This is a genomic window from Sphaerisporangium rhizosphaerae, from assembly GCF_042665155.1.
In the GTDB taxonomy this organism is placed as follows: Bacteria; Actinomycetota; Actinomycetes; order Streptosporangiales; family Streptosporangiaceae; genus Sphaerisporangium; species Sphaerisporangium rhizosphaerae.
The window spans coordinates 96,598-111,653 of sequence record NZ_JBHTCG010000012.1; the positions used below are offsets into that span (position 1 = coordinate 96,598).

The 15,056-nt window shown below is 73.2% G+C and carries 12 protein-coding genes; 8 read left to right on the forward strand and 4 right to left on the reverse strand.

All coding sequences use genetic code 11. The features are described 5' to 3' along the window. Window positions 1–189: 189 nt before the first annotated feature. A complete protein-coding gene (locus ACFQSB_RS19655) occupies window positions 190–1,407 on the reverse strand; it encodes an ROK family transcriptional regulator (protein ID WP_380828199.1) in 1,218 nt (405 codons plus the stop codon). Window positions 1,408–1,802: 395 nt separating this feature from the next. On the opposite strand from ACFQSB_RS19655, the gene ACFQSB_RS19660 reads away from it, so the two are divergent. From ACFQSB_RS19660 to ACFQSB_RS19695, 8 genes are all read left to right on the forward strand, one after another. Next, window positions 1,803–4,010: a HelD family protein gene (locus tag ACFQSB_RS19660; RefSeq protein ID WP_380828201.1), complete on the forward strand. Its 2,208-nt coding sequence runs from the start codon at window positions 1,803–1,805 to the stop codon at window positions 4,008–4,010. 642 nt (window positions 4,011–4,652) lie between these two features. Next, window positions 4,653–6,239 (forward strand): apolipoprotein N-acyltransferase, encoded by a 1,587-nt coding sequence (gene lnt / locus ACFQSB_RS19665; protein WP_380828203.1) that lies wholly within the window; start codon window positions 4,653–4,655, stop codon window positions 6,237–6,239. Further along, window positions 6,239–6,982 (forward strand): polyprenol monophosphomannose synthase, encoded by a 744-nt coding sequence (locus ACFQSB_RS19670; protein WP_354853295.1) that lies wholly within the window; start codon window positions 6,239–6,241, stop codon window positions 6,980–6,982. The genes lnt and ACFQSB_RS19670 overlap by 1 nt, the downstream gene beginning before the upstream one ends. 212 nt (window positions 6,983–7,194) lie before the next feature. Then, window positions 7,195–7,764 (forward strand): FxsA family protein, encoded by a 570-nt coding sequence (locus ACFQSB_RS19675; RefSeq protein ID WP_380828204.1) that lies wholly within the window; start codon window positions 7,195–7,197, stop codon window positions 7,762–7,764. A 410-nt stretch (window positions 7,765–8,174) separates the two neighbouring features. Further along, window positions 8,175–8,840 carry a hypothetical protein gene (locus ACFQSB_RS19680; protein ID WP_380828205.1) on the forward strand — a complete coding sequence of 222 codons (666 nt, stop codon included), beginning with the start codon at window positions 8,175–8,177 and terminating at the stop codon, window positions 8,838–8,840. Window positions 8,841–8,948: 108 nt separating this feature from the next. Next, a complete protein-coding gene (locus ACFQSB_RS19685; RefSeq protein ID WP_380828207.1) occupies window positions 8,949–9,737 on the forward strand; it encodes a DinB family protein in 789 nt (262 codons plus the stop codon). Next, a complete protein-coding gene (locus ACFQSB_RS19690; protein ID WP_380828208.1) occupies window positions 9,737–11,062 on the forward strand; it encodes an MFS transporter in 1,326 nt (441 codons plus the stop codon). The genes ACFQSB_RS19685 and ACFQSB_RS19690 overlap by 1 nt, the downstream gene beginning before the upstream one ends. 49 nt (window positions 11,063–11,111) lie before the next feature. Next, on the forward strand, window positions 11,112–12,068 hold the full coding sequence (locus ACFQSB_RS19695) for a GNAT family N-acetyltransferase (RefSeq protein ID WP_380828209.1): 957 nt from the start codon (window positions 11,112–11,114) through the stop codon (window positions 12,066–12,068). Between the two features lie 100 nt (window positions 12,069–12,168). Here the strand turns inward: ACFQSB_RS19695 and ACFQSB_RS19700 are convergent, their stop codons facing one another. The 3 genes from ACFQSB_RS19700 to ACFQSB_RS19710 all read right to left on the reverse strand — a co-directional run bounded on the left by ACFQSB_RS19700 (window position 12,169) and on the right by ACFQSB_RS19710 (window position 15,046). After that, window positions 12,169–12,513 (reverse strand): RNA polymerase-binding protein RbpA, encoded by a 345-nt coding sequence (locus ACFQSB_RS19700; protein WP_184981820.1) that lies wholly within the window; start codon window positions 12,511–12,513, stop codon window positions 12,169–12,171. A 178-nt stretch (window positions 12,514–12,691) separates the two neighbouring features. Then, window positions 12,692–14,041, reverse strand: a complete 1,350-nt coding sequence (locus ACFQSB_RS19705) for an MFS transporter (protein WP_380828210.1) — start codon at window positions 14,039–14,041, stop codon at window positions 12,692–12,694. Window positions 14,042–14,242: 201 nt separating this feature from the next. Further along, the gene (locus ACFQSB_RS19710) at window positions 14,243–15,046 is read right to left on the reverse strand and encodes a glycerophosphodiester phosphodiesterase (RefSeq protein ID WP_354853308.1); all 804 of its coding nucleotides are present in this window, start codon (window positions 15,044–15,046) and stop codon (window positions 14,243–14,245) included. Between the last annotated feature and the right edge of the window lie 10 nt (window positions 15,047–15,056).

Sequence of the window (15,056 nt, forward strand, 5' to 3'; positions counted from 1 at the left end):
GGGGTGGGCGGGGACGGCCGGCGGGTCGCGCGCGACGCGCCGGGGCTGGGCGGACAACGAACGGAAGGGGTCGGGAACGGCGGAAGGGACGGCCGGCCGGGGACGAAGGCGGTGGAGTGAGTGGACGACGGTCGGTAGGCCGGGATGGAGGCGGTGGAGGGGGGTGGACGACGGGACGGGACAGGGGGCTCAGGCGGTGACGGCCGAGCCGAAGACCTCGTCCCGGGCGGTGGACAGGGCGAGGCCGAGGGCGCCGGTCAGCACGGGGTTGCCCTCGACGGCGGACGGCCGCACCGGCGGGCGGGGCAGGGTGAGCGCGTGCAGTTCCTCCTCCACGAGCCCGGCGAGCGCCTCGCCGCCGGCCAGCAGCATGCCGCCGGTCAGCACGACGATCTCCGGGTCGGCCACCGCGACGATCGGCGCGAGCCCCACGGCCAGGCGCGACGCGAGCTCGCGCAGCCCGCGGCAGGCCCGCTCGCCGGCCTCACCGCCCCGGGCGGCGTCCCGCACGGCGGCGCGCACGGCGCGGGCCGGGTCGCCGCCGCGCAGGCCGTGGGAGCGCAGCATCCGCAGCACGGCGGGCCCGCCGGCCAGGGACTGGAACCCGTGGTCGCCCCGCTTGCCGGTCTGCTTGGCGGTCGGGGCGCCGGCGATGGGCATGTACCCGACCTCGCCCGCGCCGCCGGTCGCGCCCCGGTGCAGCCGGCCGCCGAGCACCAGCGCGGCTCCTATGCCCTCGTCGGCCCACAGCAGCACGAAGTCGGCGTGGCCGCGGGCGACGCCGTGGGCCCGCTCGGTCAGGGCGACCAGGTTGACGTCGTTCTCGACGTCCACCGCCACGCCGAGACCCGCGCGGAGCGTTCCCACCAGGTCGGGGATGTGCCAGCCGGGGATGTGGGCCGCGTACCCGAGGCGGGCGGTGGCCGGATCGACCGCTCCCTGGATGCCGATCACCACCCGGTGCAGGTCGTCGACGGCGATGCCCGCCGCGTGGCAGGCACCCGCGGCGGCGGCGCGCACCTTGGCCACCACGTCGCCGCCGCTGCGGCCCGGGGTGGGGTGGACGTGCTCGGCGAGCACCGTGCCGGTGATGTCGGCCACGGAGGCGGCGATGCGCGTGCGGGTGACGTCCAGCGCGGCGACGTGGGCGGCGGCCGGATTGATGCGGTACAGCTCGGCCGTGCGGCCCGGCATGCCCTCGCGCACCCCGTCCAGCACGACCAGGCCCGCGGTGCGCAGGCGAGCCAGCAACTGGGAGGCCGTGGGCTTGGACAGGCCGGTGAGCGCGCCGAGCTCGGGGCGGGTGAGCGGCCCGCGTTCCAGCATGACCCGCAGCGCGGCGCGGTCGTTGATCTCCCGCAGCAGGCGGGGCCTTCCCGGTCGCGCGTCCGTGTTCGTGCTGGGCACGGGCTCCCTCCCCGTTCGGGCGGCGGTCGCGGACCTTCCGGCATGGCGGCGGCCGCGTCTTGGAGTTAGGAAGGTTTCCTAACTAAGAGAGAACGTACAGCCGTGGCCCCGCGCCTGGTCAAGAGGCGCTACCAAGCTGTGACAAGGAGGTTCGCGGCGAGGTTCGCGCGGGTGGGCGGCCGGAAAGCACGAACGCCGCCTCGAAGGGCGGCGCGGGAGAACTGATGGCCGGTGGCCGGTCTGCTATTCTGGGCCCTTGTCCTCTTATTCACCATAAAGCGCATAAAGGCCCGGAGTTTCACATTACCACCAATAATAATGAAGCAGGGGCTTCTCGTCAAATAGAGCTCGTAAAGGAGCAGACTTACGTCGGCGCGCTCTACGAGCGGCTCGACGTGCTGCGCGAACGCACCCGCGGGCAGCTCGACGAGGTGCTCGCGCAGGGCGGCGGCGGCACCCACCAGAACCGCTCCGAACGCGACTCCTTCGCCGGAATGTACGCCGAACGCCTCGCCCGGCTGTGGGCCGTCGAGAACGGCCTGTGCTTCGGGCGGCTCGACCTGGCGCAGGAAGGGCCCCTTTACATCGGCCGGCTGGGCCTTTCCGACGACGACCAGGCCCGCCTGCTCATCGACTGGCGCGCCCCGGTCGCCCAGCCGTTCTACCGGGCCACCCCCGCCGCGCCCATGGGCGTCACCCGCAGGCGCCACCTGCAGACCAAGGGACGGCGGGTGATCGGCCTCGACGACGACCTGCTGGACCTGGACCGGCTGAGCGAGGCCGACCGGGCCACCCTGAACGGCGAGGCCGCCCTGCTCGCCGCGCTGGACGAGAAGCGCACCGGGCGCATGCGCGACATCGTCGCCACCATCCAGGCCGAGCAGGACCGCGTCATCCGCAGCGACCTCAACGGCGTGCTGGTCGTCCAGGGCGGCCCGGGCACCGGCAAGACGGTCGTGGCCCTGCACCGCGCCGCGTACCTGCTCTACACCCACCGCGAGCGGCTGGCGCGCCGGGGCGTGCTCATCGTCGGCCCCAACCTCACCTTCCTGCGCTACATCGAGCAGGTGCTCCCCTCGCTGGGCGAGACCGACGTGCTGCTGTCCACCGTCGGCGAGCTGTACCCGGGGATCACCGCCACCGCCCGCGAGTCCGCGCCGGCGGCCGCGATCAAAGGGTCGGCCCGCATGGCCGAGGTGGTGGCGCGGGCGCTGCGCGACCGCCAGCGCGTTCCCCGCGAGCCGGTCGACATCCCCATGGGCAACTTCACCCTGCGCCTGGACCAGCGCACCTGCGAGGCGGCCAAGAGCCGTGCGGTGCGCAGCCGCCGCCCGCACAACCAGGCCAGGGCGGTGTTCGTCCGTCATGTGCTCAACGTGCTGGCCAAGCAGGCCGCCAAGGCGCTCGGCCGCGGCATGCTGGAGGAGGACGAGCTCGCCGACCTGCGCGAGGACCTTCGCACCGAGCCGGCGGTCAAGAGCGCGCTCAACCGCCTGTGGCCCTACCTCACCCCCCAGCAGCTGCTCATCGGCCTGTTCGGGTCCCGCCCGCGCATGGCCTACGCCGGGCTGAGCGACGCCGAGCAGGACATCCTGTTCCGCGAGACGCCTCGTGGCGGCGTGTCCTGGACCGAGGCCGACGTGCCGCTGCTGGACGAGGCCGCCGAGCTGCTCGGCGACATCGACCCCCAGGTGCTGCGGGCCACCGCCATGCAGGCCGAGGAGGAGCTGGCCGCCGCCCGGCGCGCCGAGGAGGCCGAGCGCGACTCCGAGCTCACCTACGCCCGCGAAGTGCTGGAATTGACCGGCATGTCCGACATGATCGACGCGGAGCGCCTGGCCGCACGGCACCGGGGCGACGAGAACTACCTGACCACCGCGGAGCGCGCCGCGGGCGACCGCACCTGGGCCTACGGGCACATCATCGTCGACGAGGCCCAGGAACTGTCTCCCATGGCCTGGCGGATGCTCATGCGCCGCAGCCCCAACCGCTCCATGACCATCGTGGGGGACATCGCCCAGACCGGGTCGGCCGCGGGCGCCGCCTCTTGGGGCCAGGTGCTCGACCCCTACGCGCGGGGGCGCTGGCGCGAGGAGACGCTGACCGTCAACTACCGCACCCCGGTCGAACTCATGGCCGTGGCCGCCGACGTCCTCACCCTCGTCGGCCCCGACCTCAAGGCGCCCGACTCGGTGCGGGAGACCGGAGTGCCCCCGTGGGCCAGGAAGCTGGCCGCCGCGCGCGAGATCGGGCCGATCGCGGCCGGTGAGATCGTCGAGGGCGGCCGGCTCGCGGTCATCGTCCCCGCCTCGCGCGCCGCCGAACTGGGGGAGGCCGTCACCTCGGCCGTGCCCGGCGCGGTCGCGGGCCCGGTGCCCGGCGCGCTCGAGGCCCCCGTCGTCGTGCTCACCGTGGCCGACGCCAAGGGCCTGGAGTTCGACGCGGTGCTCATCGCCGAGCCGGCCGAGATCCTCGCCGAGTCGCCGCGCGGCCCGAGCGATCTGTACGTGGCGCTCACCCGCGCCACCAGCCGCCTCGGCGTCCTGCACACCGGCGACCTGCCCCCCGCCCTGTCCCGCTGCGAAAGGATCCCCTCCCCCTAGGTTGTGCTCATGGCGCTCGCTTCGCTCGCGCGGGGTTCGGGCGCCTTTGACCGGTGCTCGCGCGGGGGCGGGATGGAGGCCGGGCCGTCGCGGGGGAGACCGCCTCTGACCGGCTTAAGGACCACATGGCGGCATTGACGGGTACTCACGTCTCCTGTCCTAGCTGCGAAAACTTGGTGTTTCCGCTGATCGGGACACGGTTGACATCTGAGCTGAGGTCGGTAGTTTGCTGGACAGTCCAGCACGGGACTACCGGTTGGCCGTCTTCAGACATCGTCGGATTCTGCGTCATGACGGAGCACGACTCCGTCTGCTCAGCCAGGCGCAGCGCCGGCGTTCGGTCGAGTCGGGGCACCCCAGCCGGGTGGGGGGTTGGACCCGGGAGGGGCCTGGACACCCAGTAGACAACGGAATTCCGCGCTCGCCGCCGACGGGACGGATCCGGTCCGAAGGGTCGTCCGGGCCCTCTTCCCGTCTCGTGCCAGAGTCGCAGCGTGGTTCCTGGGTTCCCGCCCGACGGGGGAGGCCCAGGGATCACCATGCGTGATCTTTCGCCGCCGCGGATGCCCGGCGGTTGGAGCGCGGAGCGCTGGGCGGTAGCGTTCGGGGGTTACCGAAGACCCCGAAGGAAGACCCGCCCCTGTGGCCCACCCCACTGTGCAGGACATCGAGCGGGCGCCGGCCCCTTCCGGCGTGCTGTCGGCTTCGCGTGCTTTGTGGCGGTCAGCCGCCGCACCGATCGGCGGCGTGCTGCTCTTCCTGGCCTTTCCCCCCATTGACCTGTGGTTTCTCGCGCCGATCGGCGTCGCGCTGCTGACCCTGGCGGTGCGCGGGGCGGGAGTGCGGCGGGCCGCCGTGCTGGGGTACGCGGGGGGCGCGGCGTTCCTGCTGCCCGCGCTGACCTGGGTGCGTCCCATCGGGGACGACGCGTGGCTGCTGCTGGTGGCCGTGGAGAGCCTGTTCTTCGCCGTGATGTCGGCCGGGGTGGCCCTGGTGACCAGGCTGCGGTCCTGGCCGCTGTGGGTGGCGGCCCTGTGGGTGGCACAAGAGTGGGCCAGGGGGGCATTCCCGCTCGGCGGGTTCCCCTGGGTCCGGGTGGCGTTCAGCCAGGGCGGCTCGGCGTTCACCCCGTACGCCGCTCTGGGGGGCGCTCCGCTTGTAACTTTCACCGTCGCCCTGTGCGGTGCGTTACTGTCCGGCGGGCTCGCCGCGTTCCTCCGGGGCGCCGCGCGGCCCGCGGTGTGGGCTCTGGCGGGGGCCGTGGCGGTGCCGCTGCTGGGGTACGCGGTGCCACGCCCGGGGGCGGAGGCGGCGCGCGCCATCCGGGTCGGGGTGATCCAGGGCGATGTCCCCGGCACGGGCATGGGCTTCCTCGGCGACGAACCGGCCGTCGTGCTGCGCAACCACGCCGACAAGACCCACGAGCTGGCCGAGGCCGTGCGCGCGGGCAAGGTGGAGCGGCCCGACATTGTGATCTGGCCGGAGAACTCCACCGACATCGACCCCTACCAGAGCTCCTACGCCCGTACGGTGATCGACGGCGCGGTGCGCGACATCGGGGTGCCGGTGCTCGTCGGCGCCGTGGTGCGCGCCCCCGACGGTCTGCACCGCTACACCCGGGGCATCGTCTGGGATCCCGCCACCGGGCCGGGCGCCTACTACGACAAGCGGAAGCTCGTCCCGTTCGGGGAGTTCGTCCCCTTCAAGGACCTGTTGCAGAAGTTCATCAAGCGCGTCGAACTGGTGGGTCTCCAGTCGCTCCCGGGCGACCGCGAGGGCGATCTGAAGATGGGGCCGGTGACGGTCGGCGCCGTCGAGTGCTACGAGGTCGCCTTCGACGGCATCGTGCGGAGCACCGTCCGCACGGGCGCCACGCCCCTGGTCGTGCAGACCAACAACGCCACCTACGCGCTCACCAATCTGCCACCGCAGCAGCTCGCCATGTCCCGGCTGCGGGCGGTGGAGCACAATCGCGCGGTGATCACCGCCGCGACGACCGGCATCTCGGCATATGTCGACCCCGATGGGCGGGTGCGCTGGCGGACCGCCGAGCGCGTGGCCGACATGGCGGTGGTGACCGTGCCCGTCCGCACCGGCGAGACGATCGCGACGCGGGTGGGAGCGGCGCCCGAATGGGCGCTGGTGCTCATCGCGGCGGGCTCCCTGGTCGCCGCCCTCCGGCGGCGTCCCACGCCAGAACACGACAGTTCCGACGAAGAGGATGGGTGATGGAGCGGATCCTCGGGCGGGTACTCGTCATCGTGCCGACGTACAACGAGCGCGAGAACCTCCCCATGATCATCGAGCGGTTGCGGGCGGCGGTGCCCGAGGCGCACCTGCTGGTCGCCGACGACAACAGCCCCGACGGCACGGGGGAGATCGCCGACCGGCTCGCCGCCGAGGACGACCACGTCCACGTGCTGCACCGCCCGGGCAAGCAGGGCCTCGGCGCGGCCTACATCGCCGGGTTCCGCTGGGGCCTGGCCGAGGGGTTCGACGTCCTGGTGGAGATGGACGCCGACGGCTCCCACAGCCCCGAGGAGCTGCCCCGGCTGCTGGACGCCCTGGCGCAGGGGGCCGACCTGGTCATCGGGTCCCGCTACGTGCCCGGAGGCGAGCTGGTCAACTGGCCGGCCTCGCGCAAGGCCCTGTCCAAGGGCGCCAATATCTACGTCCGCCTCATGCTCGGCGTGCCGACGCACGACACCACGGCCGGGTTCCGCGCCTACCGCGCCTCCGCGCTGGAGAAGATCGCACTGGACGAGGTGCAGTCCCAGGGCTACTGCTTCCAGGTCGACCTGACGTTGCGCACCGTGCGGCAGGGCCTGCGGGTCGCCGAGGTGCCGATCACCTTCGTCGAACGCACGGCCGGGGCCAGCAAGATGAGCCGCGCCGTCTTCGCCGAGGCCCTGTGGCTGGTCACCGTGTGGGGCCTGGCCTCGCTGCCCCGCCGCCTGCGCCGCTCCCGCTGACCCCGGGACGCCGCAGAACCCTGAAGGGGTCTGGTCCTGCCGGCCTCCGCCGCCGGAGATCCCTGGAGGGGATCTGGTCCTACCGGCCCCTCGCCACCGGAGATCCCTGGTGGAGGCCTGGTCCTGTCGGCCCCCGTCTGGGTCGCGTCCGTCGGTCACCGGGAACCCTCGGGAGTGGCCGGACGTTCTAGGTCGAGAGGTGGTGTGTGGCCATGCTGCGTGTCGTTCTGTTCCTGACGTTCCTCGTCGTGCCGGTGCTGGAGATCTGGGTGCTCATCCAGATCGGCCAGGTGATCGGCGGCTGGCAGACCGTCGGTCTGCTCATCCTGGACAGCCTGATCGGCGCCTGGCTCGTCCGCCGGGAGGGCCGGCGCGCCTGGCGGGCGCTGCGGCAGGCCCTTGAGTCCGGGCGGATGCCCGAGCGTGAACTCGCCGACGGGGCGCTCGTCGTCGCGGGCGGCACCCTGCTGGTGACGCCGGGCTTCCTGTCCGACGTGCTGGGCTTCTTCCTGATCCTGCCCTTCACCCGTCCGCTGGCCCGCCGCGGCCTGGGCTGGTTCCTCGGGCGCCGCGTGCGTGCGATGGCGTCGGCCTCGCCGTTCGGCGTGATGTTCTCCGGCGGCGCTCCCGGAGGGTCGGCGCGGCGCCCGGACGGGGTGCGCGTGGTCAGCGGCCAGGTCGTCGAGGAGCACGAGCGTCCCCGCGACGCCGCCTCGGGCCCGCACCTGGCCCCCGGAGCTCCGCGCCCCGCCGACGACGGCGCCGAGCGCCCTCCTCGCTGACCCGCGCCCGGCTCCGGCCGGGGTGGCTCCGAGACCCCGTGGCTCCGGCCGGGGTGAGTCCGACCCATGCCCGGCTTGAGCAAGGGTGCCCCACCCCATGCCTGGCTTGGGGTGGGGTACCCCACTTCGGGCCCTTAGCCCCCTACGGCGTCTCGACCCTCCGGCGGGCGGCTGCGACACTCCAGAGATCCAACCGCCGCCGGACGGGGAACGGCCGGCCCTCGCACCCGACCATCGCGCACGCCGGGACAGGCGTGCCCGCGCGCGCCCGGCGGGCACCTTGCGATCGTCCCGTCCCGGCGCCGCGCCCGGCCATCGCCGATGGCCGCCGCCGGGGTGAGCCCGCAGGCCCGGCCCAGGCGGTGGGGAACCGCCGGCCGTCGCCGGCGCCGAGGGAATGGAGTGAGGCAATGACGACCGCTCTGGCCGAGCCCGACCTGATCATCCGGCCCTGTCTGCCCCCGTTCGGAGGCATCTTCGACCTGCCGGGGCGGGAGACCCCCGTCGCGACCCACATGCCGCACGCGCCCTTCGAGAACCTCGAGGAGCACCTGCACGAGCACCTGCCGCACCTGCACATCAGCTACGGGTTCGAGATCGCCCGCCACGAGCTGGAGCACCTCCCCGAGAGCACGCACCTCGAGGTCGTCATGGCGATCAAGAAGGAGCACCGGGTCGACTGCAATCCGATCTTCGTCAACCGCAAGAACGCCAGTGAAGGCGAGTGCCTGAAGATCGGCGGCGAGGACGTCCACTGGATCCACAGCGAGGAGACCGCCCGCAAGGCCACCGAGCTGTTCGCCCGCACCGGCCGGCGACTGCCCGAGGACATGTACTTCTCCGGCTTCCTCACCAGCACCCCCGACGAGCGCGAGACGCGCGCCTACACCCGCGAGGAGCTGTTCGAGGCGATCGGCGACGGCCTGCTGGTCGAGCAGCACTTCCAGGCCACCTGGCTGGAGCCGCGTGAGGAGCCGATCGACCCCTACGACGTGATCATCTACCTCGGCAGCACCGACACCCGGTACCACACCTTCTTCCGCCTGCCGGCGATCGTCCCGCTCGGCGCCTCCTGAAGGCCCCTCCCGGCGCGTGCCGCCGTCCGGCGCCGCGGTCGCGGCCCGGGCGGTGACCCGCCCCCTGTTCATCTTCACACCGACAACGGCACGGGAGTGATGGCCACCATGTCCGAGATCACCATGACCGGCACGCTGATGGGCGTGCGCAGGTCGCCGGGCAGCGGCACCACCGAGAAGATCGTCTACATCGACGTGGAGCAGCGGCCCGGCGGCGGCCCGGCCACGCCCAGCATGGTCAGCGTCCTTGAGCAGGACGGCAGGCGGGTCGCGGGATACGTCCCCTGGATCAACTACTACGACATCGACGAGGCCGCCCGGAAGGACCCCGAGGGGTGGTCCACCGTTGAGCCGGCCGAACACTACAGCGCCCTTGTCGAGTGGCGCCCCTACGGCATGCGCACCGGCGGCCGCGCCGCCTCCCTGGAGCTGGCCGGGCTGCTGGCCGACCTTTCCCAGACCCCCGCCAAGCTGCGCCGCACGGCCGGCATGGTCGGCCAGGACGCCGCCACCCGCCCCGGGCCGGGCGAGTGGACGATCACCGAGATCGCGCTGCACGTCATCGCCGCCGACTCGATCATGGCGCCCCGCGTGCTCCAGGTGCTCACCCAGCCGGGCGTCACCCTGCCCGACATGGACGTGACCGAGGTGCAGCGGGTGCTGGCCCGGGCCAGGACGCCGCTCGAGGACCGCCTGGCCGCTTTCGAGTCCCGCCGCAAGGAGTGGATCGCCGCGCTGGACCAGATCACCGCCGAGGAGCTGGAGTACTCCGGCGAGCACACCCGCGACGGCACGGTGACCGTCCTGGACATCTGCCGGGCCATGTCCCTGCACGAGCTGGAGCACAAGAAGCAGACCGAGTCGGTCGCCACCGCCCTCGGCTACACCCTCGGCTGATGGCCCGGCACGCCCGCGGCGGGCTGGGCAGGCCGTACCGGGTGTTCCTGGTGGCCCAGTCGGTCTCCAACCTCGGGTCGGCCGTGTCGCTGGTGCTGATCCCCCTGCTGGTGCTGCGGCTCACCGGGTCCCCGCTCGACCTGGGGATCACGATGGCCGTGGAGTTCCTGCCCTACCCGCTGTTCGGCCTGGTCATCGGCGCCTACGTGGACCGGCTCTCCCGCCGCACGGTCATGATCGCCGCGGACGCCGGGCGGACCGCGCTCATCGCCTCCATCCCCGTCCTGGCGCATCTGGGGGCGCTGGAGATCTGGTGGATCTACCTGACCGGGTTCGCCGCCTCGACGCTCACCATCGCCTACAACGCCGCCGAGTTCGCGGTCATGCCGTCGCTGGTGGGCCCCGACCGGCTCGACACGGCCAACGCCCGGCTCTCGGCCGCCTCCTCGACGGCAGGGGTCCTCGGCCCGGCGGTGGCCGGTGCCGGCCTGATGGTCATGCCGGCCGCCACCGCGCTGCTGCTGGACGCGGCGACGTTCGCCTTCTCGGCCTGCTGCCTGGCGGGGCTGCGCCGCTCGCTGCCCGAGCGGGTCACGGGCGGCGGGCGTGAGCCGGTGCGCCGGGCCATCGCCGAAGGGGTCAGGTTCGTCTTCGGCCACCCGGTGCTGCGGGCCTGCGCGATCATGCTGGCGCTGACCAACCTCCTGGTGGGCGCCACGGCGGAGAAGCAGATCGTGACCCTCGCCAAGCAGCACTATCTGGCCGCCGACAGCGCCGTGAGCTGGCTGTTCGTGTCGGCGGGCGCGGGCACCGCGCTGTTCTCGCTGTTCAGCGACCGGCTGGGACGGCGCCTCGGCCCCGGGCGGGCCATCCTGCTGCCGTTCTTCGGCGGCGCGGCGTGCATGTTCGGCATCGGCGTCGTGGAGTCCTACCCGGCGGTCGTGCTGCTGTGGGCGCTCGGCTCGGGACTCGGGATGTTCTTCGTGGTCAACCTGCGCACGCTGCGGCAGCGCCTGGCGCCGGCCGGGATGCTGGCCCGGGTGGTCACCGTCGGCCAGGTGCTGTCCTGGACGCCGGTGCCGCTCGGGGCGGTCCTCGGCGGGTGGGTGACCGCCCGGCTGGGGGCCGCGCCGGTGTTCGCCGGTCTCGGCGTCGTCCAGCTCGTCGTGGCCGCCGGGTTCCTGGCGAGCCCGCTGCGCCGCGCCGGCGACCCCCTGGCCCCCGCCCCCGGCACGCCGGCGGCCGCGCAGGACCGGCCCGCCGCCGCGGCCGGGCGGGCCGGGACGGCCGGCACGGCCGCCGTGCCGGCGCGGTCCGGAGCCTGACACCACCGGTCACGAGGCGCCGGCCCTGCCCGGCGCGGTTGGGGAGACGATGGAGATCACCGAGTTCCGCGGCATCAGGATCGGCCTGGTCGACGCGGCCGAGGCCCTCGAGGGCGGCTGGCGGGCCCACCGCGAGCGCCTGGACGTCGTACGGGTGCCCGACCCGCCCGTGGCCGAGTGGGCGCGGCTGCGCCGGGCCGGCTTCCTGCCCAAGCCGTTCCTGATCACCTGGACGGCCGCCACGGGCGGAAGCGAGGAGGAGTTCCTGGCCCGCCTGTCCACCAAGGAGCGCCAGAACGTCAGGACGGCGCGGCGCCGTGCCGCCTCCGACGGGCTCACGGTGCGCGCCGAACCGGTGGACGAGCGCCTGCTCGCGGCGTTCCTGCCGCTGTACGCCGGGCGCGTCGCCGGCATGCGGCACGGCTGGGCCGTCGCCGCCGAGCAGCGCGACGCGCTCATGCGGGACGCGGGGGAGCACTTCGCGGTGTGCGCCTACGATGGCGGCGAGCTGGCCGGATGCTGCCTGGCCTGGCAGCGGCCGCATCTTTCCGCCGTCCACCTGCGCTTCTCGGCGGTCGGCCCGCGCCACCGGGAGTCCAGCCTGGCCAGAGTGCTCTACATGGCGGCCGCCCAGGTGGCCAGAGAGCGCGGCTACCCGACGCTCACCTTGGGGATGGACCCCAACATCTACGGCCACGTCGCCAAGCCGGGCCTGTTCGGCTTCAAGTGGCGCCTGGGCTTCACCGGCGTCCCGTCCCAGAGCGTCGACCCCGAAACCGGCGCCGACCAGGCCGACCTGCTGCTCCACCTGGGCCGCCTCAGCGACCCGTCCTTCTTCCTGGCCTACGCCGGACCCCGCCCCGGCCGCGAGCTGCGCCTTGAGGTGTTCAGCGGCGGCGGGGACCTCGACACCCGTCCCTTCGAGGCGCCGTTCCTGCGCGGCAGGGCCGTCCACCTCGTGCCGCGCGGCGCCGTCCGGCGGCGCGAGGCGGCCGCGGCGCGGTGAGCGGGTACACGACCGGTAAAGGCCGGATGAAAGTCCGGTGAGAACAACGATGCCCCCGGCGCCGCCCGCGGAGGGCGGCTCGGAGGCATCGGCCGGTAGGTCAGGCGCTCTTGCGCCGTTGTGCCCGAAGGATCGCCAGGCGCTCGTTCAGCACCTCTTCCAGGTCCTCGATCGTGCGGCGCTCCAGTAGCATGTCCCAGTGGGTGCGCGGTGGCTTGGCCTTCTTCTGTTGCGGCTGCTCGGCGTCCACCCGTAGGGCGGTGGCGCCGCAACTACGGCACTCCCAGGTCGCCGGGATCTCCGCCTCCGCGGCAAGGGGCACGTCGAAGCGATGGCCCTTCGGGCAGGTGTAAGGCACCTCCTGGCGCGGGGCCAGATCGGTGTTGCGGTCGTTCTCGTAGCTGGTGGCTCCGAGACGGGTACCGCGTAGTGCACGCTCGCCCATGTTTCAATGCCTCCTGAGGGCCCCATCATGAGGGGTGGGTCTCCACGGCTTACAACGCTTGATACCGTGGATGGATTCCCACCCTGAGGGTGATCCAATCGCGCCATTTCGCGCGGTCCTCGATACCCGCCGATCTTCCCGCCCCCGGCCGGGCGGCGCTCGCCCGGCCCCCGCGGGGTTACAGGTGGGAGGGCACCGCGTTGCCCGCCTCGCGCACGGCCCGGGGCAGGTTCACCGCCAGCAGCAACACGAAACCGGCCACGAAGAACACCAGCAGCGACAGGATCGCCGAGCGGTAGCTGTCGGTCAGCTGCAGCGCCAGCGTGAGCGTGAACGACCCCAGGAACGCCGAGCCCTTGTCGCTGACCTCGAACAGGCTGAAGTACTCCGCCTCCTTGCCCGCCGGGATCACCAGCGAGTACAGCGACCGCGACAGGGCCTGCGTGCCGCCGAGGACGATCGCGATGATCAGGGCGATGGCGTAGAACTGCACGGCCGCGCCCTTCTGCAGGAAGTACGACACCGCCACCACGCCGGTCCACACCACCAGGCTGACCAGCACCGTGCGCTTGGTGCCGAACCGCCCGGCGAGCCGGCCGAGCAGCAGCGCGCCGCCGAAGGCGAAGAACTGCACCGCCAGGATCGCGGTGATCTGCACGGTCTTGTTCAGCCCGAGCTCCTGGTCGGCGTAGGTCGCCGAGAACGAGATCACCGTCTGCACGCCGTCGTTGTAGATCAGGTAGGCCAGCAGGAACAGCAGGCTGCGCGGGTAGCGGCGCAGGTCGGCCAGCGTGCGGCCGAGCTGGCGGAAGCTGCCGGCCACGGCCCTGACGGACGTGGCGTCGTGGGTGCCCACCGGGCGGTTGCGCAGGCGCAGCAGCGGGATCACGGTGAACACGGCCCACCACACGCCCGCGGAGGCCAGGCTGATGCGCACGGCCAGGCCCTCCTCGATGCCGCTGCCCAGGTACAGCGCCAGGTTGATCGCCAGCAGCGCGAACCCGCCGAGGTAGCCGAAGCCCCACCCGCGCGAGGAGACCGCGTCGCGCTCCTCGGCGCCCGCGATCTGCGGCAGGAAGGAGTTGTAGACGACCATGGCCGCGCCGAAGGCGGTGTTGGCGACGATGAACAGCACGCCGCCGAGCAGGTAGGCGTCCCCGGCGACGAAGTAGAACCCGAGGGTCGCCGCCGCGCCCAGGTAGGCGAACAGGCCGAGCAGCTCCCGCTTGCGGCCGGTGTGGTCGGCCAGTGCCCCGGCGATCGGCATGATCAGAATCTGCAGCACCACCGACGCCGTCACGACGGCCGAGAAGTACGCCTTGGCGCGCACGTCGAAGCCGAGGAAGCCGACCAGCCCCTCCTCCCCGCCGGCGGCCCGCTCGGCCAGGGAGGTCAGGTAGGGGCCGAGGAAGACCGTGATGACCGTCGTCTGGAAGCCGGAGTTGGCGAAGTCGTACCAGTACCAGCCCCGCTGCTCCCGCCTGCGCGACTCTGGGGGGTCTTCGGCGACGACGGAGGTGCTGCTCATGGGGGTCTCCTGATGGGTCACAGGGGGTGCGGGCGGCGCCGCGGCGGGCGCCGGGCCGAGAAGGGGACGGGGGAGCGGACTGCCGTCCGGCGCCCCGGGAGGGGACGAAGGGCGGCGCGAGCGGAGTGCGGGCCGCCCCAGCCAAGGGGCGGCGGGAGCGGAGTGGGGGCCGCCGCCCCAGGGAAGGGGCGGCGGGAAGCCTCAGGCGTGGGCGGCGGGACGTCTCGGGTGCCACTGGCCCCGGTCGCGCAGCACGTCGCGCAGCCCGGAGATGTTGTCGGTCATGATGCCGTCCACGCCGAGGTCGAGCAGCCGCTCCATGACCCGCGGGTCGTCCACCGTCCACACGTGCACCTGCATGCCGAGGGCGTGGGCCGTGCGGACCAGCGCGCGGGTGGTGACCCGCACGCCGCGGAACCCGACCGGCACCTGCGCGCACGGGACGCCCTCGCGGGCGAGGCCCCCGAGCAGCCGGCCGTATCCGGAGCCCATGGCGGCGGCTCGCAGCCGGGCCACCCCGCGCGGGCCGAGCGCCGAGCAGATCGGACGGCCGACCGCCATGCGGGCCCTGGCCAGGCGCATGTCGGAGAAGGAGGTCAGGCACACCCGGTCGTAGGAGGCGGTGCGGCGGATCGCCTCGGCCAGCGGGCCGATCGCCGGGGCCTCCTTGACGTCGATGTTGACCCGCACGTCCGGCCAGGTGCCGAGGACCTCCTCCAGCAGCGGGATCTGCTCGACGCCGCCGATGAGCGCCCGGCGCACCTCGCGGTAGGGCAGCTCGGCCACCCTGCCGTGGCGGTCGGTCACCCGGTCGAGGGTGTGGTCGTGGAAGGCCAGCAGCACCCCGTCGGCGGTCGCGTGGGCGTCGGTCTCCAGGTAGGAGTACCCCATCTCGACGGCCCGGGAGAAGGCGGCCATGGTGTTCTCCCGGCCTTCGGCGGCCCCGCCACGGTGGGCGAAGGCGAGCGGTCCGGGATGGTCCAGGAACGGGTAGCGGCGTTGCACGACGAGGAGT

Bases quoted from the DNA above. Each gene is read 5' to 3' on its own strand.
- ACFQSB_RS19670 (WP_354853295.1), top strand. From the start codon at position 6,239: ATGGAGCGGATCCTCGGGCGGGTACTCGTCATCGTGCCGACGTACAAC.
- ACFQSB_RS19675 (WP_380828204.1), top strand. From the start codon at position 7,195: ATGCTGCGTGTCGTTCTGTTCCTGACGTTCCTCGTCGTGCCGGTGCTG.
- ACFQSB_RS19680 (WP_380828205.1), top strand. From the start codon at position 8,175: ATGACGACCGCTCTGGCCGAGCCCGACCTGATCATCCGGCCCTGTCTG.
- ACFQSB_RS19685 (WP_380828207.1), top strand. From the start codon at position 8,949: ATGTCCGAGATCACCATGACCGGCACGCTGATGGGCGTGCGCAGGTCG.
- ACFQSB_RS19690 (WP_380828208.1), top strand. From the start codon at position 9,737: ATGGCCCGGCACGCCCGCGGCGGGCTGGGCAGGCCGTACCGGGTGTTC.
- ACFQSB_RS19695 (WP_380828209.1), top strand. From the start codon at position 11,112: ATGGAGATCACCGAGTTCCGCGGCATCAGGATCGGCCTGGTCGACGCG.
- ACFQSB_RS19700 (WP_184981820.1), bottom strand. From the start codon at position 12,513: ATGGGCGAGCGTGCACTACGCGGTACCCGTCTCGGAGCCACCAGCTAC.
- ACFQSB_RS19705 (WP_380828210.1), bottom strand. From the start codon at position 14,041: ATGAGCAGCACCTCCGTCGTCGCCGAAGACCCCCCAGAGTCGCGCAGG.